Here is a 23445-nt window from a genome sequence, read left to right on the forward strand (position 1 = left end):
CGTGGCCGCCGCGGCTCCGGGATCGCGTGCGGCCCCAAGCCGTTATGCGAGCGCGAATTTATACCAGCGCCCCCGATGGCACGCAAGAAAAACGCTGTGCCATCAGTGCTTGACATCCGCCCGCGGTGACGTCTTGCGCGCCGGCCGGCGCGCCACGTTCTCGACCGGAACGGGTGCGGGGAGAGGTGGAAGCGGCCGCTCCAGCGCAAGGTCGAGCACCTCGTCGATCCACTTCACCGGCACGATCTTCAGGCCCTGGGTGACGTTCTTGGGGATGTCGGCGAGGTCCTTGCGGTTCTCCTCCGGGATGATCACCGTGGTGACGCCGCCGCGCAGCGCAGCCAGCAGCTTTTCCTTGAGGCCGCCGATCGCGGTGACCTTGCCGCGCAGGGTGATCTCGCCGGTCATCGCCACCTCGGCACGCACCGGGATCTTCGTCAGCGTCGACACCAGCGAGGTCGCCATCGCGATGCCCGCGCTCGGGCCGTCCTTGGGCGTGGCGCCGTCGGGCACGTGCACGTGGATGTCGCGCTTCTGCAGGAAGTCGAGCTCGAGGCCCAGGCTCTCGGCGCGCGCGCGCACCACCGACAGCGCGGCGGACGCGGACTCCTTCATCACGTCGCCGAGCTGGCCGGTCAGCGTGAGCTGCCCCTTGCCCGGCACCAGCGTCGATTCGATCTGCAGCAGGTCTCCACCGACCTCGGTCCAGGCCAGGCCCGTGACCAGGCCGATCTCGTTGTCCTGCTCGGCGCGACCGAAGTCGAAGCGGCGCACGCCCAGGTACTTGTCGAGGTTCTTCGCGTTGACGTTCAGCGCGCGCGCCTTCCTGGCTTGCGGCCCGGCAAGCGCGACTTCCTTGACCACCTTGCGGCAGATCTTGGCGATCTCGCGCTCGAGGTTGCGCACCCCGGATTCGCGCGTGTAGTAGCGCACGATGTCCTGGATCGCGCCTTCGGCGATCTTCAGCTCGCCCTCGCGCAGGCCGTTGGCCTTGATCTGCTTGGGCAGCAGGTAGCGCATGGCGATGTTGATCTTCTCTTCCTCGGTGTAGCCGGGGATGCGGATGACTTCCATGCGGTCGAGCAGCGGGCCGGGGATCCTGAGCGAGTTCGATGTCGCCACGAACATGACCTCGGACAGGTCGAGGTCGACCTCGAGGTAATGGTCGTTGAAGGCGTTGTTCTGCTCCGGGTCGAGCACCTCCAGCAACGCCGAAGACGGGTCGCCGCGGAAGTCCATCGACATCTTGTCGATCTCGTCGAGCATGAACAGCGGGTTCTTGGTGCCGACCTTGTTGAGGTTCTGCACGATGCGCCCGGGCATGGACCCCACGTAGGTGCGGCGGTGGCCGCGGATCTCGGCCTCGTCGCGCACGCCGCCCAGCGACATGCGCACGAACTTGCGGTTGGTGGCCCTGGCGATCGACTGCCCCAGCGAGGTCTTGCCCACGCCCGGCGGCCCGACCAGGCACAGGATCGGCGCCTTCATCTTCGACACCCGCGTCTGCACGGCGAGGTATTCGAGGATGCGTTCCTTCACCTTTTCCAGGCCGTAGTGGTCGGCATCGAGCGTGTCCTGCGCGGCCTTGAGGTCCTTGCGCACCTTGCTGCGCTTCTTCCACGGCACGCCCAGCAGCCAGTCGAGGTAGTTGCGCACCACCGAGGCCTCGGCGGCCATCGGCGACATCTGCTTGAGCTTGCTGAGTTCGGACTTGGCCTTGGTCTCGACGGGCTTGGGCATGCCGGCAGCGGCGATCCTGCGCGCCAGGTCCTCGAGGTCGTTGGGCGCGTCGTCCATGTCGCCCAGTTCCTTCTGGATCGCCTTCATCTGCTCGTTGAGGTAGTACTCGCGCTGCGACTTCTCCATCTGCGACTTCACGCGCCCGCGGATGCGCTTCTCCATCTGCTGCACGTCGATTTCGCCGTCGACCAGGCCGACCAGCATCTCCAGGCGCCCGGCGATGCCGAAGGTCTCCAGCAGGCGCTGCTTCTCGCCCAGGCGCACGCCGAGGTGCGCGGCGACGGTGTCGGCCAGGCGCGAGGGCTCGTCGATGCCGGCAAGCGTCTGCAGCAGTTCGGGCGGCAGCTTGCGGTTGGTCTTCACGTACTGCTCGAACAGGCCCATCAGCGAGCGCGCGATGGCCTCGACCTCGCGCGGCTCGCGGTCCTCGACCGGCTCGACCACGCTGCAGAGGCCCGACAGGGTGCCGTCGACCTCGCGCACGGTGTCCACGGTCGCCCGCGAGACGCCTTCGACCAGCACCTTGATGGTGCCGTCGGGCAGCTTCAACAGCTGCAGCACCTGCGCCACCGTGCCCACCGGATGCAGGTCCTCGGCGCCCGGATCATCGGTCTCCGCGGACTTCTGCGCGACCAGCAGGACCTGCTTGCCGCCCTCCATCGCCAGGTCGAGGGCGCGGATGGACTTGTCGCGACCCACGAACAGGGGGATGACCATGTGCGGAAACACCACCACGTCGCGCAGCGGCAGGACCGGAAGGTCGAAGGTGGCGGGCTGGGGGGTGCTCATCGGAACTCCTGGACATGGCGGGCGGCAGGGTGGGCGCCGCATGGGTCAGGTTATGGGGTTCCGCGGCGATGGATGCAAGCGCTGGAGCGCGCCGGTTGCGGGAGGCAGCGACGCGTAGCGTGTTCAGCCACGGCAAGCCCCGCGGGTGCGGCCCGGCGGGACTCGGGATCGGGGTCTGGCGGGATCGGGCCGGGCCCGGGATGACCCGGGCGCGGGCGAACGGGGCCTCAGTCGCCCGAGGCGGCCTTGGCCGGCGCGGCGGGGGCCGATTCGTAGATCAGGTAGGGCTCGGACCTGTGCTCGATCACCGACTCGTCGACCACGACCTTGCTCACGTTTTCCTGCGACGGCAGGTCGTACATCGTGTCGAGCAGCACCGATTCGACGATGGTGCGCAGGCCGCGGGCACCGGTCTTGCGCTTGAGCGCCTTGCGGGCGATGGCGGCGAGCGCGTCGGGGCGGAACTCGAGCTCCACGCCCTCCATCTCGAACAGCTTGCGGAACTGCTTGGTGATGGCGTTCTTCGGCTCGGACAGGATCTTCACCAGCGCCGCCTCGTCGAGCTCCTCGAGCGTGGCGACGACCGGCAGGCGGCCGACGAACTCGGGGATGAGGCCGAACTTGATCAGGTCCTCGGGCTCGACCTCGGCCAGCACCTTGCCGACCTCGACCTTGCGCTCGCTGCTCTTGATCTTGGCGCCGAAGCCGATGCCGCCGGCCTCGGTGGAGCGCTGCTGGATGATCTTGTCCAGGCCGGCGAACGCGCCGCCGACGATGAACAGGATGTTGCGGGTATCGACCTGCAGGAACTCCTGCTGCGGGTGCTTGCGGCCGCCCTGCGGCGGCACGCTGGCGACGGTGCCTTCGATGAGCTTCAGCAGCGCCTGCTGCACGCCCTCGCCCGACACGTCGCGGGTGATCGACGGGTTCTCGCTCTTGCGCGAGATCTTGTCGATCTCGTCGATGTAGACGATGCCCTGCTGCGCCTTCTCGACGTCGTAGTCGCACTTCTGCAGGAGCTTCTGGATGATGTTCTCGACGTCCTCGCCCACGTAACCGGCTTCGGTCAGCGTGGTGGCGTCGGCCATCGTGAACGGCACGTTGAGCATCCGCGCCAGGGTCTCGGCGAGCAGCGTCTTGCCGGAGCCGGTGGGGCCGACCAGGAGGATGTTGGACTTGGCCAGTTCGACCTCGTCGTTCTTCTGCCGGCTCTCGATGCGTTTGTAGTGGTTGTACACCGCCACGGCGAGGGTTTTCTTGGCGCGCGACTGCCCGATGACGTACTGGTCGAGGACGTCGAGGATTTCCTTCGGCTTGGGTAGCGAGCTGCGGGCGCTCTGCGCCTTCTCCTCGAGCTCCTCGCGGATGATGTCGTTGCACAGCTCGACGCATTCATCGCAGATGAACACGCTCGGACCCGCGATCAGCTTGCGGACCTCATGCTGGCTCTTCCCGCAGAACGAGCAGTACAGGATCTTGCTGCTGTCGCCGGAGCGGCCTTGTCGATCTTCGGTCATGCGTTCGCCAATCGGTGTATCGAGGGGGGTCGGGGTCGAGAATAGCACCCGGGCCCCGGGTCGCAAGCGCGACGGGCCCGGACTGCCGCGGCCGGGGCCGCAGCGGGGGAAGCCGGCGTCGCCGGCCTGTTCAGGCTGGCTGGATGGACTCTTCCGGCCGGCGCTCGAGGACTTCGTCGACCAGGCCGTAGTCGCGGGCGGCCTCGGCGCTCTTGAAATTGTCGCGCTCGGTGTCGTGCGTGACGGTTTCCAGCGACTGGCCGGTGTGGCGGGCCAGGATCTCGTTCAGGCGCTGCTTCATCGACAGGATCTCACGGGCGTGGATCTCGATGTCCGTGGCCTGGCCCTGGAAGCCGCCCAGGGGCTGGTGGATCATCACCCGCGAGTTGGGCAGCGCGTAGCGCTTGCCGGCCGCGCCGGACGCCAGCAGCAGCGCACCCATGCTGGCCGCCTGGCCGACGCAGATGGTGCTCACGTCGGGCTTGATGAACTGCATCGTGTCGTAGATCGCCATGCCCGCGGTGACGATGCCGCCGGGCGAGTTGATGTACAGGTTGATGTCCTTCTCGGGGTTCTCGGCCTCGAGGAACAGCATCTGCGCCACGATCACGTTGGCCACGTGGTCGTCGATGCCGCCGACCAGGAAGATCACCCGCTCCTTCAGCAGGCGCGAATAGATGTCGTACGCGCGCTCGCCGCGGCTGGTCTGTTCGACCACCATCGGCACGAGGTTCAGGGCCTTGGTCTGGATGCTCATTTCAATCCCGTGTCAGCGGAGGCGTCACGCCTGCGGCGCGATCGCCTCCTGGAAGGTCAGCTGCGTGTCGGTGTGGTCGGCGCGTTCGGCGATCCAATCGATCACCTGCTCTTCCATCACCCGGTTCTGCAGTCCACTCATAAGCTGGGGATCGTTGCGGTACAAGTCAATGACCTGCTGAGGCTCCTCGTAGGTCGAGGCGATCAGGCGCAGGCTCTCGTCCAGGCGCTTGCGGTCCAGCATCAGCTGGTGCTTGCCGGCGACCTCGCCCACCAGCAGGCCCACCAGCACGCGCTTGCGCGCGGGCTCCAGGAAATTCTTGTGCGCATCGGCCGGCGGCTCCGACGGACGACCCTGGCGACGGGCCTGCTCGGCAACCTGCTCCACCAGCGCATGCGCCTCCTGCTCGACCAGCTTCGGCGGCAGCTCGACGTGGGCATAGGCGGCCACCAGCTGCTCGCCGACCGCGCGCCGCAGGCGGTTCATCAACGCGGCCTTCAGCTCGCGCTCCAGGTTGGTGCGGATGTCGGAGCGGAACTGCTCCATTTCGCCACTTTTGACGCCGAAGCTGCGGATGAAGGCGGCGTCGGCCTCGGGCAGCACTTCTTCCGAGACCTGCTCGGCGCGCAGGTGGACCTTCGCGGTCTTGCCGGCAAGCGACGGCACGCGCCAGCCTTCGGGGAAGGTGACCTCGATGTCCTTCTCGTCGTCCTTGGACATGCCCACCAGCGCAGACTCGATGTCGGCGAACATCGCACCCGACCCGATCACCGACACGCCGCGCTCGGCGCCCTCGGCCGGCATCCGCTCGCCGTCCACTTCGGACCAGGTCTCGACGTCGACCGCGTCGCCCGCCTTCGCGGGACGCGTCACCGCGCTCCAGCTGCGGCGCTGCTGGCGCAGGTTCTCGATCATCCGGTCGATGTCCGCCTCGGTCACCTCGGCCACCGGGCGCTCGACCTTGAGGCCGGTGACGTCGATCTCGCCGAAGTCCGGGATCACTTCGAAAGTGGCCACGTAGGACAGGTCGTCGGCATCGCCATCGGCGGGTTCGATCTGCGGGCGGCCCGCGATGCGCAGCGCGTTCTCGCGCACGGCGCTGTCGAAGCCCTCGCGCAGCAGTCCGTCGAGCACTTCGCCGCGGACCTGCGGGCCGAAGCGCTGCTCGATCACCTTCGCCGGCACCTTGCCCGGGCGGAAGCCCTTGATGCGTGCGGTGCGAGCGATCTCGCGCAGGCGGCCACCCACCTGGTCCTGCAGGCGGTCGGCCGGCAGGCGAAAGGTCATCTTGCGTCCGAGGTTGCCGACGGTCTCGACTGAAGCTTGCATACCCACTCCTGCAACCGCGGCCATGGCCGCGGGCGTTGGTTGTCTGGTTTGGCCGGCCTGCCGGGCAGGGCCCGCGTCCGGCGACGGAACGGAGCATTTTGACGGAATCCAGCCGCTGCCGCCAGCGCCCCCGCGTTGACACCGCCGGAGGCCCTCCCGACAATGCCTGCGGCTACCCGCTGCGGCATCGCGGGCCGCCGTCGTCGGGGTATAGCGCAGTCTGGTAGCGCGCCTGCTTTGGGAGCAGGATGTCGGGGGTTCGAATCCCTCTACCCCGACCACTCCGCGCCCGTAGCTCAACCGGATAGAGCACCGGCCTTCTAAGCCGGTGGTTGCAGGTTCGAGTCCTGCCGGGCGCGCCAGTTTTCGCCGCGGCACGTCGCACTACCGCTCCGACCGCGCTACAATGCGCGCCCCACCGGCCCAGGCCGGCGCGGACCCCAATGGTGGATGTAGCTCAGTTGGTTAGAGCACCGGATTGTGATTCCGGGGGTCGCGGGTTCAAATCCCGTCTTCCACCCCAGCTTTCGTGGCCGGCAAGTGTTGATCCGCCGGCCGTCGCTTTGCTAAGATTTCCCGCTCGGGGCCGTTAGCTCAGTTGGTAGAGCAGTTGACTCTTAATCAATAGGTCCAAGGTTCGAATCCTTGACGGCCCACCAAATTCCCGAGACGAGACAAGGGGTTGCGTGCGAACGCAGCCCCTTTTTTCTGGACGGCCCAGGCCGTTCGCGCGTGGTGTGCTACTGCGAGAATGGCGGAATTGGTAGACGCCCCGGCTTTAGGTGCCGGTGCCGCAAGGCGTGGGGGTTCGAGTCCCCCTTCTCGCACCACCCGAGCCCCCGCGCATGCGCCGTTCGCACGCGCCCGTGTATCCTCCGTCGCTGGCATACGCACACCTGAACCCTTGGGGGGAATCCATGCGCAGCGGCAACCCGGTCCTGTCCGAATCCACCTTCCTCGACCTTGGAAGCGGCACCGTCGTGTCCCGCGACGCCGGGGCGATGACGATCAACGGCACGGTCAACAAGACCGCCTTCCTGCTCTTCCTGACGGTGCTCACCGCGGCCTTCGCATGGAGCCGGGCCTTCACGCCGGCCGGCGAGATCGCCCCCGGCTTCTCCGTCTACATGTGGGGCGGCCTGATCGGCGGCTTCGTCCTGGCCCTGGTCACGGTGTTCAAGAAGGAATGGGCGCCGGTCACCGCGCCGCTGTACGCCCTGGTCGAAGGCTTCTTCCTCGGCGCGGTCTCGGCGCTGTACAGCCACATGTACGAAGGCATCGTGATCCAGGCGGTGATGCTGACCTTCGCAACCCTGTTCGCGATGCTGTTCGCCTACCGCTCGGGCTGGATCCGCGCCACCGAGAAGTTCAAGTTGGGCGTGGTCGCGGCCACGGGCGGCATCTTCCTGGTCTACCTGGCAACGATCGTGCTGGGCTTCTTCGGCGTCAACATCCCGATGATCCACGGCAACGGCATCGTCGGCATCGGCTTCAGCCTGTTCGTGATCGTGATCGCGGCGCTGAACCTGGTGCTCGACTTCGACTTCATCCAGGCCGGCGCCGAGCAGGGCGCGCCGAAGTACATGGAGTGGTACGGCGCCTTCGGCCTGATGGTCACCCTGGTGTGGCTGTACATCGAGTTCCTGCGCCTGCTGTCCAAGCTGCAGTCACGCAACTGACCGCTCGCCTCGCACCACGCACCACGCATCAGGAGGGCGCCCCACGGGGCGCCCTTCGCGCATGTGGCGTTCGTGGCAACCAGAGCAAGAGCATTTTTGCCACGGATTTACGCGGATTTACACGGATAGAGCAAACGCAAACGCAGGGAGAAAGCGGAAGCTTCCGTCCCGCCACGACCCATTCCCGCTCCTGCTTTATCCGCGTTCATCCGCGTAAATCCGTGGCAAAAATGCCTTTGCTCCATCAGCGGAAATCCGCGGAAAATCCGTGTGGATCCGTGGCAAAGGCTTCTGCCTTTCGCAGCTGCAGCTGCTCCTGCAGATGCCATCGCTATGGGGCGCCGGGGCCCGCCGGCTCCGCTGCGAGCGCGGGTTCGCGCCGTGGCCAGGCGATGAAGCCCATCGCCACCAGCGCCAGGATCCAGCAGTAGAAGACGCTGCCCGCCAGCGCCAGCGGTGATACCGAGGCCAGGCCTGCGGCCAGCAGGATCTGCGCGCCGTAGGGCAGCAGGCCCTGCGGCACGCAGGCGAAGATGTCGAGCACGCTGGCCGCGCGCCGTGGGCTGATGCCATGCCGCTGCGCGATGTCACGCGCGACATCGCCGCTGACCAGGATCGCCACGGTGTTGTTGGCGGTGAATACGTCGGCCGTCGCCGACAGCGCCGCCATGCTGAACTCGCCGGTGCGCCGGCCCTGGTGGCCGCGCGCCAGGCGGGCGATCGTGCGTGCCAGCCACTCCAGTCCGCCGGCGGCCTTCATCAGCGCGCCCACGCCGCCGATCAGCAGCGACAGCAGCAGGATCTCGGTCATGCCTTCGAAGCCGGTCCAGATGTCACCGGCGTACTGCACCAGGCCGTAGTCGGGCGACAGCGCCAGGCCGAAGGCGCCAGCCAGCGCCAGTCCGATCCCGAGCACCAGGATCACATCGAGTCCGCTGAGCGCGAGCGCCAGGACCAGCACATAGGGCAGCACCAGCCAGGGCGAGGTCGCCTCGTCGGTGGTGACCGGGGCCGGGTCGCCGAGGAAGGCCAGCAGCAGCATCGTCGCCAGCGCGGCCGGCAGCGCGATCTTGAAGTTCTCGCGGAACTTGTCGCGCATCTCGGCGCCCTGGCTGCGGGTCGCGGCGATGGTCGTGTCGGAGATCACCGAGAGGTTGTCTCCGAACATCGCACCGCCGATCACCGCGCCGAGCACCAGCGCGCGGTCGAGGCCGGAGGCGTCGGCCACGCCGAGCGCGATCGGCACCACGGCCGCGATCGTTCCCATCGAGGAACCGATTGCCAGCGAGATCAGCGAGGCGACCACGAACAGACCGGGCAGCAGCAGGCTGGATGGCACCGCGCCGATGCCCAGCGTGACCACCGCATCCACCGCGCCGATCGCCTGCGACACGTAGGCGAAGGCCCCGGCCAGCAGGAAGATCAGGCACATGGTCATGATGTTCGGGTGGCCCATCCCGCGCAGCAGGACGTCGCCGGGCTTCACGCCGCGCCGGTGCGCGATCCACGCGGCCAGGGCCAGCGCCGGCAGGATCGCCACCGGCGCACGCAGCTGGTAGAAGCCCATCTCTTCGCCCTGCAGGGTGAAGTACAGGCCGCTGCCGAAGAACAGCGCCAGGAACAGCAGCAGCGGTGTCAGCGCGAGGGCGCTGGGACGGACATCCATCGCTTTATCCGCATGAAAGGATCAGCGATTGTGGGGCCGGCCCCGGGCGCTGTCGAGCGCAGCGCCCGGAACAGCGGCGTTCCGGAAACGAAACGGGCGCCGAAGCGCCCGCCAGGTCGAGTACCGCGCCGCCCGTCCACGGCCGCGCGGGCTGCTCCGCTCAGGCCGCGAGACGGCTGGCGATGGCGCGGGCGAAGCCCATCGTGCTGCCGCTGCCGCCGAGGTCGGGGGTCAGCGAATCCTTCGCCTCCAGCGTGGCGACGATGGCGGCGCGCAGCTGCATGGCCTTGTCGGCCATGCCGATGTGCTCGAGCATCTGAGCCCCGCCCAGCAGCAGCGCGCAGGGATTGGCCACGCCCTTGCCGGCGATGTCCGGCGCCGAGCCGTGCACGGCCTCGAAGATCGCCACGTCGGCGCCGATGTTGGCGCCCGGGATCAGGCCCAGGCCACCGATCAGGCCGGCGCACAGGTCGGAGATGATGTCGCCGAACAGATTGGTGGTCACGATCACGTCGAACTGCTCGGGGCGCATCACCAGCTGCATGCAGGTGTTGTCCACGATCATCTCGTTGCACTCGATGTCCGGGTATTCCCTGGCCACGTCGCGCGCGGCATTGAGGAACAGGCCCGAGGTCGACTTCAGGATGTTGGCCTTGTGCACCACGGTGACCTTCTTCCGTCCGGCCCTGCGCGCGAGCTCGAAGGCGTAGCGCACGATGCGCTCCGAACCCTTGCGGGTGTTGCGGGTGACCGAGACCGCCCAGCTGCCGTCGGGCGCGGTTTCCTGTCCCTCGGCGCTGTAGGCGCCCTCGGTGTTCTCGCGCACGGTGATCACGTCCACGCCCTCGGTGTAACGCGAGCGGGTATTGGGGAACGAGGCCGCCGGGCGCACGTTGGCGTAGAGGTCGAAATGACGACGCAACTGCACGTTGATCGACGAGAAACCGTCGCCGACCGGCGTGGTCAGCGGGCTCTTGAGCGCGATCTTGTTGCGGCTGATCGAATCCAGGGTGGCCTGCGGCAGCAGCTCCCCGTGCTTTTCGAGCGCCACCAGGCCAGCGTCGGCCTCTTCATAGACGAGACCGGCGCCCAGGGCGTCGAGCACGTGCAGGGTGGCGTCCATGATCTCCGGGCCGATGCCATCGCCGCGGATGACCGTGATTGTCTGGGTCATTGTGTGGGGGTCCATGCTGGGGGGTGCCGGGCGCATGCGCGGGGCGCCTGGGGGGACTGGAACAGCTGCCAATTATGCCAAACGCGGCCCTGCCCTGCCGGGAGCGCGGAAGGACACGGTGATCCCATCAGTCGTGCGCATGCTCCGCGGGCGCCGGCGCGCCGGCCTCGAGCTGGTCGAGGAAGTCCACGGCGCGGCGCAGGTGCGGGATCACGATGCTGCCGCCGACCACCAGCCCGATCGAGAACGCCTCGAACATGGCCTCGCGGCCCACGCCGGCCTCGCGGCAGCGGGCGACGTGGTAGCCGATGCAGTCGTCGCAGCGCAGCACCAGCGAGGCCACCAGTCCCAGCAGCTCCTTGGTGGCCACGTCCAGCACGCCGGCCTGGTAGGCCTGGGTGTCGAGCGCGAAGAAGCGGCGCACCACCTGGTTGGGTTCGGCCAGGATGCGCTCGTTCATGCGCTCGCGGAACTCCGTGAACTCCCGGATGCGGTCGTCCCCGCCGCCGGCGCTCATGCGTCCTTGCCCGACAGCAGCGGCTCGAAGCCGCCGGCGCGGTGCAGCGCCATCATGTCGTCGTAGCCGCCGACATGGACATCGCCGACGAAGATCTGGGGCACCGAGGTCTTCCGAGCCAGCGCGACCATGCGCTCACGCTCGGCGGGGTCGGTGTCGATCCGGACCTCGGTCCACGCCAGGCCCTTGCTGCGCAGGAAGTTCTTGGCCGCCACGCAATACGCGCAGACGGCGCTGGTGTACAGGGTGATCTCGGGGGTGGCTTGCTCGTTCAATGCGTTCTCCGGAAACTCTCGCGACCTGATGCTGTCAATTGTGGGGGGCCGGCGCGCCGATTTCAGCAGCCATGATCGGCCCGCTGCGTTCGACGGGCGGATTAACGCGGTATTCACGCCCATCGCGCCCGCCGCCCCCATGCTGTTCACGCACTGCCGCGCCCCCGGTGATTGGATCCCCAGCCTCGAATGCGACTGTTTCCCGCCACCCTCGCCCTCGCCCTTGCCGTGGCCATCGCCCCGGCATCGGCGCCGGCGCAACAGCGACTGCCGGATATCGGCTCGTCGGCCGCCACCGTGCTGGGACCCGCGCAGCAGCGCGAGTACGGGCAGATGCTGCTGGCGCAGCTGCGGCACTACGATTACGTGCTCGACGACCCCCTGGTCGACGCCTGGCTGCGCGGGCTCGGCAACCGCCTGGCGGCGGCCAGCGACCAGCCCGAGCAGTCCTTCACCTTCTTCATGCTGAAGGACCGTTCGATCAACGCCTTCGCCACCCTGGGCGGTTACATCGGGGCCAACGCCGGCCTTGTGCTGGCCGCCGAGAGCGAGGACGAGGTCGCCGGCGTGATCGCCCATGAGATCGCGCACGTCACCCAGGCCCACGTGCTGCGCGGGGTCGAGCGCGCGCAACGTGACAGCGTCCCGATCCTGCTGGCGATGCTCGGCGCGGTGGCTGCGGCATCGCAGTCCGACAGCAGGTCGTCGGGCAATGCCGCGATGGCGGCCATCGTCGGCGCGCAGGGCCTGATGATCCAGCGCCAGATCGACTACACCCGCTCCAACGAATCCGAGGCCGACCGCCTGGGCATGCGCACGCTCGCGCGCAGCGGCTACGACGCCGGCGCGATGGCGCAGATGTTCGAACGCATGCAGGCCATGTCGCGCACCAACCAGGGCGGCGAACGCGAACGTATGCCCGACTACATGAGCACGCACCCGGTCACCACCACGCGCATCGGAGAGACCCGCCAGCTTGCCCAGCAGTACGGCAACGGCCAGCGCAACGCGTTCGCCACCGCCGGGCTTGCCGGAAACAACCCCCTGCTCCCACCAGGGTTGCGTCCCGGCGGGCTGGGCGGAAGCACGGCCGGAGCCCAGTTCGGCTGGGCGCGCGAACGCCTGCGTGCGCTGAGCGCAGACACGCCGACCCAGGCCATCACCGAGTACGGCCACTTCGCGCGCGTCGCCCCGCTGGACGATGCCCAGCGCTACGGCCTGGCCGTGGCCCAGCTCGAGGCCGGCAACGGCGGCGAGGCCGCGCGCGGGTTCGAGGCGCTGCTGGAGACGCACCCCGGCGATACCTGGCTGCTGCTCGGCCTGGCCCAGGCCCAGGCCCGCCAGGGGCGACACGCGGCCGCCGACGCCAGCTTCGAAGATCTCATCCGGCGCATGCCACGCAACCGCGCCGTGGTGCTGGGCTATGCCGAAACCCTGGTCGAACGCAGGGATGCGGAGGCGGGGCGGCGCGCCCAGGACATCCTGCGCCCGCTGATGGCTGGCGCGGGCCAGGATCCGGTGTTCCATCGCAGCTTCGCCCGCGCCAGCGAGATCGCCGGCGACCCGGTGCGCGCCGGCGAGGCCTGGGCGGAGACCGCCTTCCTCAGCGGCCGCGCCGAGCAGGCCCTGATGCAGCTCAACACCCTGCGCAGGCGCGACGACATCGACTACTACGCCCGCGCCCGTATCGATGCCCGCATCGCCGCGATCACGCCGACCGTGCTCGAGCTCCGTCGCCAGGGCATCCGCGACCCGGACCTGCGCAAGTAGCCGGGGACCCGGCCAGGTGGCTGGTGACACTGTCACCAAACCGTCACCAAACCGTCGTCTAATGGCTGCAGTACCCGGAACGAGCGCTAAAAGCGTGCAGAAACGCATCCTGATCGTCGACGATGAACCCGCAATCCGCGACATGGTGGCGTTCGCCGTGCGCAAGGGCGATTACGAAGCGGTCCACGCCGGCGATGCCCGCCAGGCGCAGGAGGCGATCGCCGACCGCGTCCCCGACCTGATCCTGCTGGACTGGATGCTGCCGGGCACCACCGGAATCGAACTGGCCCGCCGCTGGCGCCGGGAAGCGCTGACCCGCGAGATCCCGATCATCATGCTGACCGCGCGCGGCGAAGAGAACGACCGCGTCGGCGGCCTCGAGGCCGGGGTCGACGACTACGTGGTCAAACCTTTTTCCTCGCGCGAGCTGCTGGCGCGCATCCGCGCGGTCATGCGCCGTTCGCGCGACGACGACGAGGACGGCAGCGTGACCCAGGGCGAGCTGCGCATCGACGGCGCGGCGCACCGCGTGTTCGCCGGCAACGAGCCGGTGTCGATCGGTCCCACCGAGTACCGGCTGCTGCACTTCTTCATGACCCACGCCGACCGCGTGTACTCGCGCTCGCAGCTGCTCGACCACGTCTGGGGCGGCAGCGTCTACGTCGAGGAGCGCACGGTGGACGTGCACATCCGCCGCCTGCGCAAGACCCTTGAGCCCTTCCGGCTCGACGGCATGGTGCAGACGGTGCGCGGCGCGGGTTACCGATTCTCCGCCTCGGTCTAGACTGGCGGCATGCCGCCGACTTCCAAGACTTCGTGGCAGCGGACCCTGGCCACGCTGGCCGTGGTCCTTGCCCTGGCCCTGCTTGCCGGCCTCGCCATCGGCCAGCCCTGGCCGGCCCTCGCCCTGGCTGCCCTGGCCCTGCTCGCGGTGCACCTGCTGCGCCTGCGCCGGATCATGGGCATGATCGACGCCCGCATGCGTCTACCGCCACCGCCCGCCGGCGGCGGCGGTGCCTGGGCGGGCATGGAACGCCTGCTGCATCGCGCCCGCCACGAAGTCGGTGGCCGCGAACGCCGGCTCGTGGAGATGATGCGCGCCTACCGCGCGGTCGCCATCGCCCTGCCCGATGCCCTGGTGGTCGTCGACCGCAACACCCAGCGGGTGATCTGGTGCAACGCCGCGGCCGACAGGCTGCTTGGCCTGGACTATCCGCGTGACAAGGGCGCCAGCCTCTGCGAACGCCTGCAGCCGCTGCCCCTCGCCCACTGGCTGAGCGCCGGCCGCCATGCCGAGCCGATCATCGATGCCGCATCACCCGCGGATCCGGCGATCCGCATCAGCCTGCGCCTGATCCCCTATTCCGACGCGCTGTGGCTGCTGGTGGCCCGCGACGTCGGCAAGCTGATGCGGCTGGAGAAGATGCGCCGCGACTTCGTCGCCAACGTGTCGCATGAACTGCGCACGCCGCTGACCGTGATCCACGGCTACCTCGACATGCTCGAACCCGACGAGACCTCGGACTGGGAACCGATCATCAGCGAGATGCGCCGCCAGTCGCAGCGCATGACCCAGCTGGTGGAGGACCTGCTGACCCTGTCCAGGCTCGAGGCCCAGGACACCATCGAAGAGGACGGGGTGGCGATGTCGCCGATGCTCGCCACCCTCCGCCGCGAGGCCGGCGCACTGAGCCAGGGTCGCCACGATGTCACCGTGGAGGACACGGCCGGCGTCGACCTCCGCGGCTCCACCCGCGAACTGCACAGCGCGTTCTCCAACCTGGTCGCCAACGCGATCCGCTACACGCCAAGCGGCGGCCGCATCGCGGTCCGCTTCGCGCCCGCCGAGGACGGCGGCGCCGTGCTGTCGGTCGAAGACAGCGGCTACGGCATTCCCGAGCCCCACATCGCGCGCCTGACCGAACGCTTCTACCGCGTGTCGAGCAGTCGCACGCGCGAAACCGGCGGCACGGGCCTGGGCCTGGCCATCGTCAAACACGTGCTGCAGTTGCACCAGGCGCGGCTGGACATCGCCAGCGAGGTCGGCCGCGGCAGCATCTTCTCCTGCCATTTCGGGCCTGGGCGCATCATCGATCGCCTGGACGACCCGCATGAAGAGCCACATGACCAGACACACACCGGCGAATCCGCCTGAGGCCCGCGCCCCGCGCAGGACCGCGGCACGGGCGACCACGCGCGAAGCCGCCGCGACTTCGGACGCCGCGGCGGAATCGCTCAGCGACCCCGGGCTGTACCTCAACCGCGAGCTGTCGCAGCTCGACTTCAACTTCCGCGTGCTGGCGCAGGCGGAGGACGCGACCGTGCCGCTGCTCGAGCGCCTGCGCTATCTGTGCATCTCCTGTACCAATCTCGACGAGTTCTTCGAGATCCGCGCCGCGACCGTGCGCCACGCACAGGATTTCGAGGTGCCGCTGCCGCCCGACGGCCTGTCGCCGGGCACCGTGCTGCGGCGCATCCACGAGCGCACCGCCGAACTGGTGGATGCGCAATACCAGTGCTGGAACGACATCCTGCGCCCGGCCCTGGACGACGCCGGCGTCCGCGTGCTGGCCCGCGAGACCTGGAACACGCGCCAGCGCCGCTGGCTGCGCGCCGTCTTCCGCGAGGACATCCTGCCGGTGCTGTCACCGCTGGGCCTGGACCCCTCGCATCCGTTCCCGAAGATCCTCAACAAGTCGCTCAACCTCGTCGTCGTGCTCAAGGGCAAGGACGCGTTCGGCCGCAGCGGCCACCTTGCGATCGTCCGTGCGCCGCGCTCGCTGGCACGGATCATCCGCCTGCCGCCGCGGGTCTCCGGCGGCGAGCACGACTTCGTCTTCCTCTCGGCGATGCTCTCCGAATTCGTGGAGGATCTCTTCCCGGGCATGGAGGTCGAGGGCGCGTACCAGTTCCGCGTCACCCGCAACTCGGAGCTGATCCTCGACGAGGACGAAGTCGAGAACCTGGCGCTCGCGCTGCGCGACGAACTCCTCGGCCGCGGCTACCTGCGCGCGATGCGCCTGGAAATCGCCGCCGACTGCCCGGAGCCGATCGTCCGCGGCCTGCTGCAGAACTTCGACCTGCCGGAGAACGCGGTCTATCGCATCAACGGGCCGGTCAACCTCAACCGGGTGATCCACGTCTACAACGAGGTCGACCGCCCCGAGCTCAAGTTCACGCCGTTCCAGCCGCGCCAGCTGCCGGGAAGCGATGCGATGTTCGACCGCATCGCCGCCGGGGACGTGCTGCTGCACCACCCCTTCGACAGCTTCAGCCCGGTGCTGGAGCTGCTCAAGCAGGCCGCGGCCGACCCCGGCGTGCTCGCGATCAAGCAGACGCTGTACCGCACCGGGCGCGACTCGCCCATCGTCGAGCACCTGGTGCAGGCCGCGCGCAACGGCAAGGACGTCACCGTGGTGGTGGAGCTGCGCGCACGCTTCGACGAAGAGGCCAACCTCGGCCTCGCCGACCGCCTGCAGGACGCCGGCGTGCAGGTGGTCTACGGCGTGGTCGGCTACAAGACCCACGCCAAGATGCTGCTGGTGGTGCGCCGCGAAGGCCGGCGCCTGCGGCGCTACGTGCACATGGGCACCGGCAATTACCACAGCGGCACCGCGCGCGCGTACACCGACCTGGGCCTGATGACCGTCGACCCGGACATCGGCAGCGACGTGCACCAGATCTTCCAGCAGATCTCGGGACTGGCGCCGGCGATCCGCCTCAAGCGCCTGCTGCAGTCGCCGTTCACCCTGCACGCCGGGGTGCTGTCGCGCATCCGCCGCGAGGCGCAGTTCGCGGCGGCCGGCCGCCCGGCGCGGATCGTCGCCAAGATGAACGCACTCAACGAACCGCAGGTGGTGCGCGCGCTGTACGCGGCGTCGCAGGCCGGGGTGCGGATCGACCTCATCGTGCGCGGCGCCTGCACCCTGCGCCCGGGGGTGCCCGGCGTGTCCGACAACATCCGCGTGCGCTCGATCGTCGGGCGCTTCCTGGAACACACGCGCGTGTACTGGTTCGCCAACGACGGCGCGCCGGAAACCTGGTGCGCCAGCGCCGACTGGCTGGAACGCAACCTGCTGCGCCGGGTCGAAACCTGCTTCCCGATCCTGGACCCCGCCGTGGCCACGCGTGTCCGCGAGGAGGCGCTGGAAACCTATCTTGCCGACAACACCAACGCCTGGGAACTGCAGCCGGACGGCAGCTACCGCGAACTCGCGCCGGCCGCGGGCGAGGCGCCGCACTCCGCGCAGAGCGCACTGCTGGCGAGGATCTGCGGATGATCCAGGCGCTTGCGCCCGCCGCTTCGCAGAGCCAGCCGCTGGCCGACGGCGACATGCTCGCCGCGATCGACCTGGGTTCCAACAGCTACCACATGGTCGTCGCCAGATACACGCTGGGCCAGCTGCGGATCGTCGACCGCCTGCGCGAAACCGTGCGCATGGCCGAAGGCCTGGATGGACGCGGCGGCCTGGATGCCGAGGTGCGCCAGCGCGCCCTGCGTTGCCTGGCGCGCTTCGGCCAGCGCATCCGCGACATCCCCGCGCACCGCGTGCGCGCCGTCGCCACCAACACCGTGCGCCGGCTGGCCTCGCCGCAGGCCTTCCTTATGCCGGCCGAGACCGCGCTCGGCCATGCCATCGAGATCGTGTCCGGACGCGAGGAGGCGCGCCTGGTGTACCTGGGCGTGGCCCACGCACAGCCCCCCAGGAACAGCCATCGCCGGCTGGTGGTCGACATCGGCGGCGGCTCCACCGAATGCATCATCGGCCGCGGCTTCGAGACCCTGGAGCGCGACAGCGTGCAGCTCGGCGCGGTCGCCGGCACCCTGCGCTACTTCGGCAACGGCAAGCTGTCGCGGCGGAAATGGCGCGAGGCGCTGATCGAGGCCTCGGTGGAATTCCAGCAGTTCGCCGCCACCTATCGCAGCCTCGGCTGGCAGGAAGTCATCGGCGCCTCGGGCACCAACAAGGCCATCGGCGAGATCTGCGCGCAGATGAAGCTCACCAAGGGCGCGATCACCGCGGAAGCGCTGCCGGTCGTGCGCGATCAACTGCTGCGCGCCAGCAGCATCGACGACATCAAACTGCCTGGCCTGTCCGACGACCGCCGCCCGGTCATCGCCGGCGGCCTGCTGGTGCTCGAGGCCGCGTTCGCCAGCCTCGACCTGCAGCGCATGGTGGTGAGCAAGGCTGCGCTGCGCGAAGGCGTGCTGTACGACATGCTCGGCCGCGCCGGCGACCAGGATTCGCGCGATACCTCGGTCGACGCGCTGGGCCAGCGCTACGGCATGGACCGTGCGCAGGCGCTTCGCGTCGAGGCCACCGCGTGCCGGCTGTTCGACCAGGTGGCCGCCGCCTGGCAGCTGTCGGACGACGACCGGATGATGTTGTCCTGGGCCGCGCAGTTGCACGAGCTGGGACTCACGATCGCGCACAGCCAGTACCAGGTGCACGGCGCCTACATCCTCGCGCAGTCCGACATCGCCGGCTTCTCGCGCCAGGAACAGCAGCTCCTTGCCGCCCTGGTGCGCGCGCACCGGCGAAAGGTGCCCAAGACCGTGTTCGAGGCCCTGCCCGACCGCCTGCTGCCGGCCGCGCGGCAGATGTCGATGCTGCTGCGGCTCGCCGTCGTCCTGCACCGGGGCCACGAAGATCCCGACATCCCGGGCCTCGAAGCGCGCGCCGATGGCGACGCGCTCACGCTGCGGCTGCCGCCGCGCTGGCTGGACGAGCGCCCGCTGCTGCAGGCCGACCTGGCCGGCGAGCCGGCGGAAACTGCGGCGCTGGGGATCGCTCTGCGCTTCGCCTAGGTCGCACGGCGGTCGCCGCCGCGCAGGCCGGACCATCCGCCACCGTATCGAGCGATGCTATGCTCGGCCAGTCCTGACGGGAGGCAGCAATGGGTCGTCGAATCCTCATACTTGTGGCCATGTTGGCGGTCGTACTGGCAGCCGCGTGCTCAAGCGGCCCGGTGCGCAGGATCTCGGAGCCCGCCGCCAGCATCCAGCAGCTCGCGGTGCAGGCCGACGGCAGCTGGCTGGTCAGCCTGCGACTGCAGAACTACAGCAGCATTCCCATGCGCTTCGAGGCGGTGGACATCAAGGTCAGCGTCGGCGGACAGGCAGCCGGCGCGCTGCAGCACCGCCCGGGCCTGGAGATCGGGCCGGAGTCGGCCGACGTGGTTTCCGTGGACATGCAGCCCGATTCCAACGCCCGCATGCTGCTGGCCGATGCGCTGGCGGCGGGCCGTCGCGTGGACTACGAACTCGACGGCAACATCGACGCGGCGCCGACCGACCGCGGCTCGTCGCGCACCTACAAGGTGGAACGCAAGAGCGCACTCAGCCCCACGCCCGGCCTTCCCGGCGTGCTGCGCTGAGGCCTGCACCATCGGCACACACAAAGGATCCGTTCCCGCACATGAGCCAGTACACCGCCCCGCTCGACGACATCCGCTTCATCCTCGACGACGTGCTCGACGCGCAGTCGCAGTTCGCCCGCCTCGGCTACGCCGACGCCAGTCCCGACGTGGTGGATGCGGTGCTGGAGGAAGCCGCGCGCTTCACCGGCAGCGTGCTCGCACCGCTCAATGCGGTCGGCGACCAGCAGGGTTGCCGCCACGATCCGGCCACCGGCGATGTCGCCACGCCCGAGGGCTTCAAGGCCGCCTACGGCCAGTTCGTCGAGGGCGGCTGGCCCGGCCTGACGGCTGATCCACAGCATGGTGGCCAGGGCCTGCCGCACCTCGTGGGTCTGTCGGTGAGCGAGATGATCAACGCCGCCAACCTCGCCTGGGGCAACTTCCCGCTGCTGTCGCACGGCGCGGTCGAGGCGCTGATCCAGCACGGCGAGGACTGGCAGCGCGACGTCTTCCTGCCGCCGCTGGTCGAGGGCCGCTGGACCGGCACCATGTGCCTGACCGAGCCGCACTGCGGCACCGACCTCGGCCTGCTGCGCACCCGCGCCGAGCCCGCGGACGACGGCAGCTACGCGATCACCGGCACCAAGATCTTCATCACCGCCGGCGAGCACGACTTCACCGACAACATCGTGCACCTGGTGCTGGCCAAGCTGCCCGACGCACCACCCGGCGCCAAGGGGATTTCCCTGTTCGCCACGCCGAAGTTCAAGGTCGCCCGCGATGGCAGCGTCGGCGAGCGCAACGCGGTGCGCTGCGGCTCGATCGAGCACAAGATGGGCATCAAGGGCTCGGCCACCTGCGTGATGAACTTCGACGGCGCGCAGGGCTGGCTCGTCGGCGAGCAGCACGGCGGGCTCAAGGCGATGTTCACCATGATGAACTCCGCGCGCCTGGGCGTGGGCCTGCAGGGCCTGGGCCTCTCCGAACGCGCCTGGCAGAACGCCCTGCGCTACTCGCGCGAGCGCCTGCAGTCGCGCGCACTGACCGGCCCGAAGTTCCCCGACAAGCCGGCCGATCCGATCATCGTGCATCCCGATGTGCGCCGCATGCTGCTGTCGGTGAAGGCGCTGACCGAGGGCAGCCGCATGCTGGCGATGCACGCCGGCAGCCTGCTCGAGGAGGCCGCCCACGCCAGCGACCCCGCCGAGCGTGAGCGCGCCGAGACCCTGGTCGGCTTCCTGACCCCCATTTCCAAGGCCTGCCAGACCGAGTGGGGCATCGAGAACACCTACAACGCCCTGCAGTGTTTTGGCGGCCATGGCTACATCGCCGAACACGGCATGGAACAGCTGGCGCGCGATGCCCGCATCACCACGCTGTACGAAGGCACCACCGGCATCCAGGCGATGGACCTGATCGGGCGCAAGACGGCGTACTCCCAGGGTGCGGGGCTGAAGCTGCTCCTGGCCGATGTCGAAACCTTCTGCGCGGCGCATGCCGACGATCCGGAGCTCGCCGCCAATGTCGCCGCACTGCGCGCCAGGTGCGTGGAGTGGACCGCCCTGACCACCGAGATCCTGCAGGCCTCGGCCGCCGATCCCGACGAGCTCGGCGCCGCCGCCCACGACTACCTGTTCTATTCCGGCTACGTCGTGCTGGGCTACTGGTGGCTGCGCGCCAGCGTCGCCGCGCGCGCGTCGGCGCGTCCGGCCGCGTTCAAGGACGCCAAGCGCGAAACCGCGCGCTTCTACTTCGCGCGCATCCTGCCGCGCACCCTGGCGCACGCCGCGGCGATCCGCGGCGGTGCCGGGTCGCTGATGGACCTGGACGCGGACAGCTTCGGCGCCTGAGGCCGCTTCCGCTACCCAAGCCGTCACCTGGGGCGTATAAACTGCTGTTCCCATGGAACCAGACAGAGCGCGACTTCGCCTCGTCAGCGGCATGGAACCCCCGGCGCCGCCGGCAGACCGGCATGTGGCCGGCACGGGGGTCCCGGCGCTCGGACGCGTGCGCCTGCTGGCCCTGGACGCGCACGGTCGCGCACTGGACTGGATGAGCTGGCAGGAGGCGACCTGCCTCTATGTTCGCGGCGCGGTGGCCTGGACCCTCGGCGATCCCTGCCTGGCAGTGCGCGGAGGCACCAGCCGCGCCACCGGCCAACGCAGCCTTGTCGAACTCCACCCCATCGTGGCGGCCCGCGGCCACGCCCGGGCGCGGGCCCTGGATCCGACGCCCGCGCTCACCAACCCCGCCCTGTTCGCCCGCGACCAGCACCTGTGCATGTACTGCGGGCACTCGTTCCCGCGGCAGCGGCTGACCCGCGACCACGTGCAGCCGGTGTCGCGCGGCGGCGCCGACACCTGGGAGAACGTGGTCGCCGCCTGCTTTGCCTGCAACTCGCGCAAGGGCGGCCGCAACCCGGCGCAGGCGTCGATGCCGCTGCTCGCCATTCCCTACCGGCCGAGCTGGATCGAACACCTGATCCTGTCCAACCGCAACATCCTCGCCGACCAGATGGCCTTTCTCTCCAGCCAGCTGCCCAAGCGCCGACGACACTGACGGCGCCGCGGGGCACCGCGCAGCGTGTCGCAGGGCCGGCGCGACCGGCGTCACCAAACAGTTCGGAAAGTGACGCACAGCAGCCGCAAGTGCCGCCATGCGCGCGTTGACGGCAGTGGCGCGCTCCGCAACACTCGGCGACTTCACACGTCCGGAATGCTGCGCAATGTCGCTGACCCTCGGCCTGACCGGGATGGATCCCGCCACGGAAACCGCACTCAAGGCCGCGTTCGGCGCGGCCAACGCGCGCCTTGGCACGCGCTGGTCGCTCGTGCCCGATGCCGAGGCCGGACACGTCATCGTCGACATGGACAGCATGTATGGCCCGATGAGCTGGCTGCGCCTGCATGCCTCCGGACGCCGCGTGATCGGCCTCACCTCGGCACCGCGCACCCAGACCGACTACAGGCTCGGCCGCCCCTTCGATACCGAACAGCTCATGGCCCTGCTGACCGAGGTCGCGCGCGCGGAGGGCGTCGAACTGCAGGCGGACGCCACGGATACCGCCATCCCGGCGCCGGTGACCGCCCCCGCGCCGGTTCCCGCAACGCCCGCAGTGCCACCGGCTCCTGCTCCGCCGCCTGCCGCACCGGCACACGTCACCGAGGCGGCAGCCGAGCCCACCGGCGAGGCCCCGGCCGCAGTCGAAGCGCCGCCGCAGCCCACCGGACCAGTGGCCTACCTCAGTGGAGATACGATGGCGGCGTGGCTGCAGCCCGGCGCCTTGGCCGGCCGCGTGCGTTATGGCCGCGGTTCCGGCCCCAGCTTGCTCATCGACGCGTCCACCGATACCTGGTTCGGCCCGACGCCGCTCAAAGCGATCGCGGCCTACTTCGAGGGCGCCGTCACCAGGTCCGACTTCGAACCCGTCGAGGCCGAGGCCTGGACGCGTGAAACTGCGTCCGCCGGCGCGGCGCAGCCCCTGGTGCGCCTGCGCTGGCTCGGCGGCCTGCTTGCCGGCGGCGGCACGCTGCTGCCGGGGCTGGACCCGCAGGACCGTTTCCAGCTCCACAAGTGGCCGCAGACCGAGCGCGAGTATCCCCGCCACTTCCGCATCGCCACCCAGATGATGAAGGGACCGGCGACGGTTGCCGAGATCGCCCAGGCCAGCGGCGTGCCCGAGGCCGACGTCACCGATTTCGTCAACGCCAACCTCGCCACCGGCTTCGCCACGCCGGTCGTCGACACGCCACCGCCAGCCGAGGAAGCCGCCAAGTCGCGCGGCGGCCTGCTGGGGCGCCTGCGCAACCGCTGAACGGGGGCCGCCGCGTGCGGCCCGGTGGTACATGCGCCACGTACGCCGTGGCGTCTTA

18 protein-coding genes and 5 tRNA genes are annotated in these 23445 nt (G+C 69.3%); 15 read left to right on the forward strand and 8 right to left on the reverse strand.

The window, feature by feature from the left end; translation table 11 throughout:
* Nucleotides 1-102: 102 nt before the first annotated feature.
* The 4 genes from lon to tig all read right to left on the reverse strand — a co-directional run bounded on the left by lon (nucleotide 103) and on the right by tig (nucleotide 6132).
* A complete protein-coding gene (lon, locus tag E2169_RS03370; protein WP_132985172.1) occupies nucleotides 103-2529 on the reverse strand; it encodes an endopeptidase La in 2427 nt (808 codons plus the stop codon).
* 227 nt (nucleotides 2530-2756) lie between these two features.
* Nucleotides 2757-4046, reverse strand: a complete 1290-nt coding sequence (clpX, locus tag E2169_RS03375) for an ATP-dependent Clp protease ATP-binding subunit ClpX (RefSeq protein ID WP_132985173.1) — start codon at nucleotides 4044-4046, stop codon at nucleotides 2757-2759.
* Nucleotides 4047-4176: 130 nt separating this feature from the next.
* On the reverse strand, nucleotides 4177-4803 hold the full coding sequence (gene clpP, locus E2169_RS03380; protein WP_132985174.1) for an ATP-dependent Clp endopeptidase proteolytic subunit ClpP: 627 nt from the start codon (nucleotides 4801-4803) through the stop codon (nucleotides 4177-4179).
* A gap of 24 nt (nucleotides 4804-4827) precedes the next feature.
* The gene (tig, locus tag E2169_RS03385) at nucleotides 4828-6132 is read right to left on the reverse strand and encodes a trigger factor (RefSeq protein ID WP_165942318.1); all 1305 of its coding nucleotides are present in this window, start codon (nucleotides 6130-6132) and stop codon (nucleotides 4828-4830) included.
* 204 nt (nucleotides 6133-6336) lie between these two features.
* Here tig and E2169_RS03390 point away from each other — a divergent pair.
* From E2169_RS03390 to E2169_RS03415, 6 genes are all read left to right on the forward strand, one after another.
* A tRNA-Pro gene (locus tag E2169_RS03390) sits at nucleotides 6337-6413 on the forward strand.
* Between the two features lie 4 nt (nucleotides 6414-6417).
* Nucleotides 6418-6494 (forward strand) — tRNA-Arg (locus E2169_RS03395).
* Between the two features lie 84 nt (nucleotides 6495-6578).
* Nucleotides 6579-6655: transfer RNA gene (locus E2169_RS03400), tRNA-His, on the forward strand.
* 60 nt (nucleotides 6656-6715) lie between these two features.
* A tRNA-Lys gene (locus E2169_RS03405) sits at nucleotides 6716-6791 on the forward strand.
* A gap of 86 nt (nucleotides 6792-6877) precedes the next feature.
* A tRNA-Leu gene (locus E2169_RS03410) sits at nucleotides 6878-6962 on the forward strand.
* Nucleotides 6963-7049: 87 nt separating this feature from the next.
* On the forward strand, nucleotides 7050-7811 hold the full coding sequence (locus E2169_RS03415) for a Bax inhibitor-1/YccA family protein (RefSeq protein WP_132985176.1): 762 nt from the start codon (nucleotides 7050-7052) through the stop codon (nucleotides 7809-7811).
* Nucleotides 7812-8142: 331 nt separating this feature from the next.
* Here E2169_RS03415 and E2169_RS03420 read toward each other — a convergent pair whose 3' ends face one another.
* From E2169_RS03420 to grxC, 4 genes are all read right to left on the reverse strand, one after another.
* A complete protein-coding gene (locus E2169_RS03420; RefSeq protein WP_132985177.1) occupies nucleotides 8143-9477 on the reverse strand; it encodes a Na+/H+ antiporter NhaC family protein in 1335 nt (444 codons plus the stop codon).
* Between the two features lie 160 nt (nucleotides 9478-9637).
* Nucleotides 9638-10651 (reverse strand): isocitrate dehydrogenase, encoded by a 1014-nt coding sequence (locus tag E2169_RS03425; RefSeq protein ID WP_132985178.1) that lies wholly within the window; start codon nucleotides 10649-10651, stop codon nucleotides 9638-9640.
* Between the two features lie 127 nt (nucleotides 10652-10778).
* Nucleotides 10779-11168, reverse strand: a complete 390-nt coding sequence (locus E2169_RS03430) for a carboxymuconolactone decarboxylase family protein (protein ID WP_132985179.1) — start codon at nucleotides 11166-11168, stop codon at nucleotides 10779-10781.
* Nucleotides 11165-11443: a glutaredoxin 3 gene (grxC, locus tag E2169_RS03435; protein WP_229659099.1), complete on the reverse strand. Its 279-nt coding sequence runs from the start codon at nucleotides 11441-11443 to the stop codon at nucleotides 11165-11167. Before grxC ends, E2169_RS03430 begins: the two co-directional genes overlap by 4 nt.
* 189 nt (nucleotides 11444-11632) lie before the next feature.
* Between grxC and E2169_RS03440 the strand changes: the two genes are divergently transcribed.
* The 9 genes from E2169_RS03440 (at nucleotide 11633) to E2169_RS03480 (ending at nucleotide 23387) form a co-directional block, all read left to right on the forward strand.
* Nucleotides 11633-13213 carry a M48 family metalloprotease gene (locus E2169_RS03440; protein WP_132985180.1) on the forward strand — a complete coding sequence of 527 codons (1581 nt, stop codon included), beginning with the start codon at nucleotides 11633-11635 and terminating at the stop codon, nucleotides 13211-13213.
* Between the two features lie 94 nt (nucleotides 13214-13307).
* Nucleotides 13308-13997 (forward strand): phosphate regulon transcriptional regulator PhoB, encoded by a 690-nt coding sequence (gene phoB / locus E2169_RS03445; RefSeq protein WP_132985181.1) that lies wholly within the window; start codon nucleotides 13308-13310, stop codon nucleotides 13995-13997.
* Nucleotides 13998-14006: 9 nt separating this feature from the next.
* Entirely contained in the window at nucleotides 14007-15368 is a 1362-nt protein-coding gene (gene phoR, locus E2169_RS03450) for a phosphate regulon sensor histidine kinase PhoR (protein ID WP_132985182.1), read from the forward strand.
* The gene (gene ppk1, locus E2169_RS03455) at nucleotides 15337-17493 is read left to right on the forward strand and encodes a polyphosphate kinase 1 (protein WP_132985183.1); all 2157 of its coding nucleotides are present in this window, start codon (nucleotides 15337-15339) and stop codon (nucleotides 17491-17493) included. The genes phoR and ppk1 overlap by 32 nt, the downstream gene beginning before the upstream one ends.
* Nucleotides 17490-19022 (forward strand): Ppx/GppA phosphatase family protein, encoded by a 1533-nt coding sequence (locus E2169_RS03460; RefSeq protein ID WP_132985184.1) that lies wholly within the window; start codon nucleotides 17490-17492, stop codon nucleotides 19020-19022. The genes ppk1 and E2169_RS03460 overlap by 4 nt, the downstream gene beginning before the upstream one ends.
* A gap of 89 nt (nucleotides 19023-19111) precedes the next feature.
* A complete protein-coding gene (locus E2169_RS03465; RefSeq protein WP_132985185.1) occupies nucleotides 19112-19591 on the forward strand; it encodes an LEA/WHy family protein in 480 nt (159 codons plus the stop codon).
* A gap of 41 nt (nucleotides 19592-19632) precedes the next feature.
* Nucleotides 19633-21423 carry an acyl-CoA dehydrogenase C-terminal domain-containing protein gene (locus tag E2169_RS03470; protein ID WP_132985186.1) on the forward strand — a complete coding sequence of 597 codons (1791 nt, stop codon included), beginning with the start codon at nucleotides 19633-19635 and terminating at the stop codon, nucleotides 21421-21423.
* 91 nt (nucleotides 21424-21514) lie between these two features.
* Nucleotides 21515-22132, forward strand: coding sequence for an HNH endonuclease (locus E2169_RS03475; protein ID WP_370465139.1), 618 nt, complete (start codon nucleotides 21515-21517; stop codon nucleotides 22130-22132).
* 166 nt (nucleotides 22133-22298) lie between these two features.
* Complete coding sequence (locus E2169_RS03480; RefSeq protein WP_132985188.1) at nucleotides 22299-23387, forward strand: hypothetical protein; 1089 nt, start codon at nucleotides 22299-22301, stop codon at nucleotides 23385-23387.
* Nucleotides 23388-23445: the final 58 nt, after the last annotated feature.

Origin of the sequence: Luteimonas terricola, from assembly GCF_004352845.1 — a bacterium.
Taxonomy (GTDB): Bacteria; Pseudomonadota; Gammaproteobacteria; order Xanthomonadales; family Xanthomonadaceae; genus Luteimonas; species Luteimonas terricola.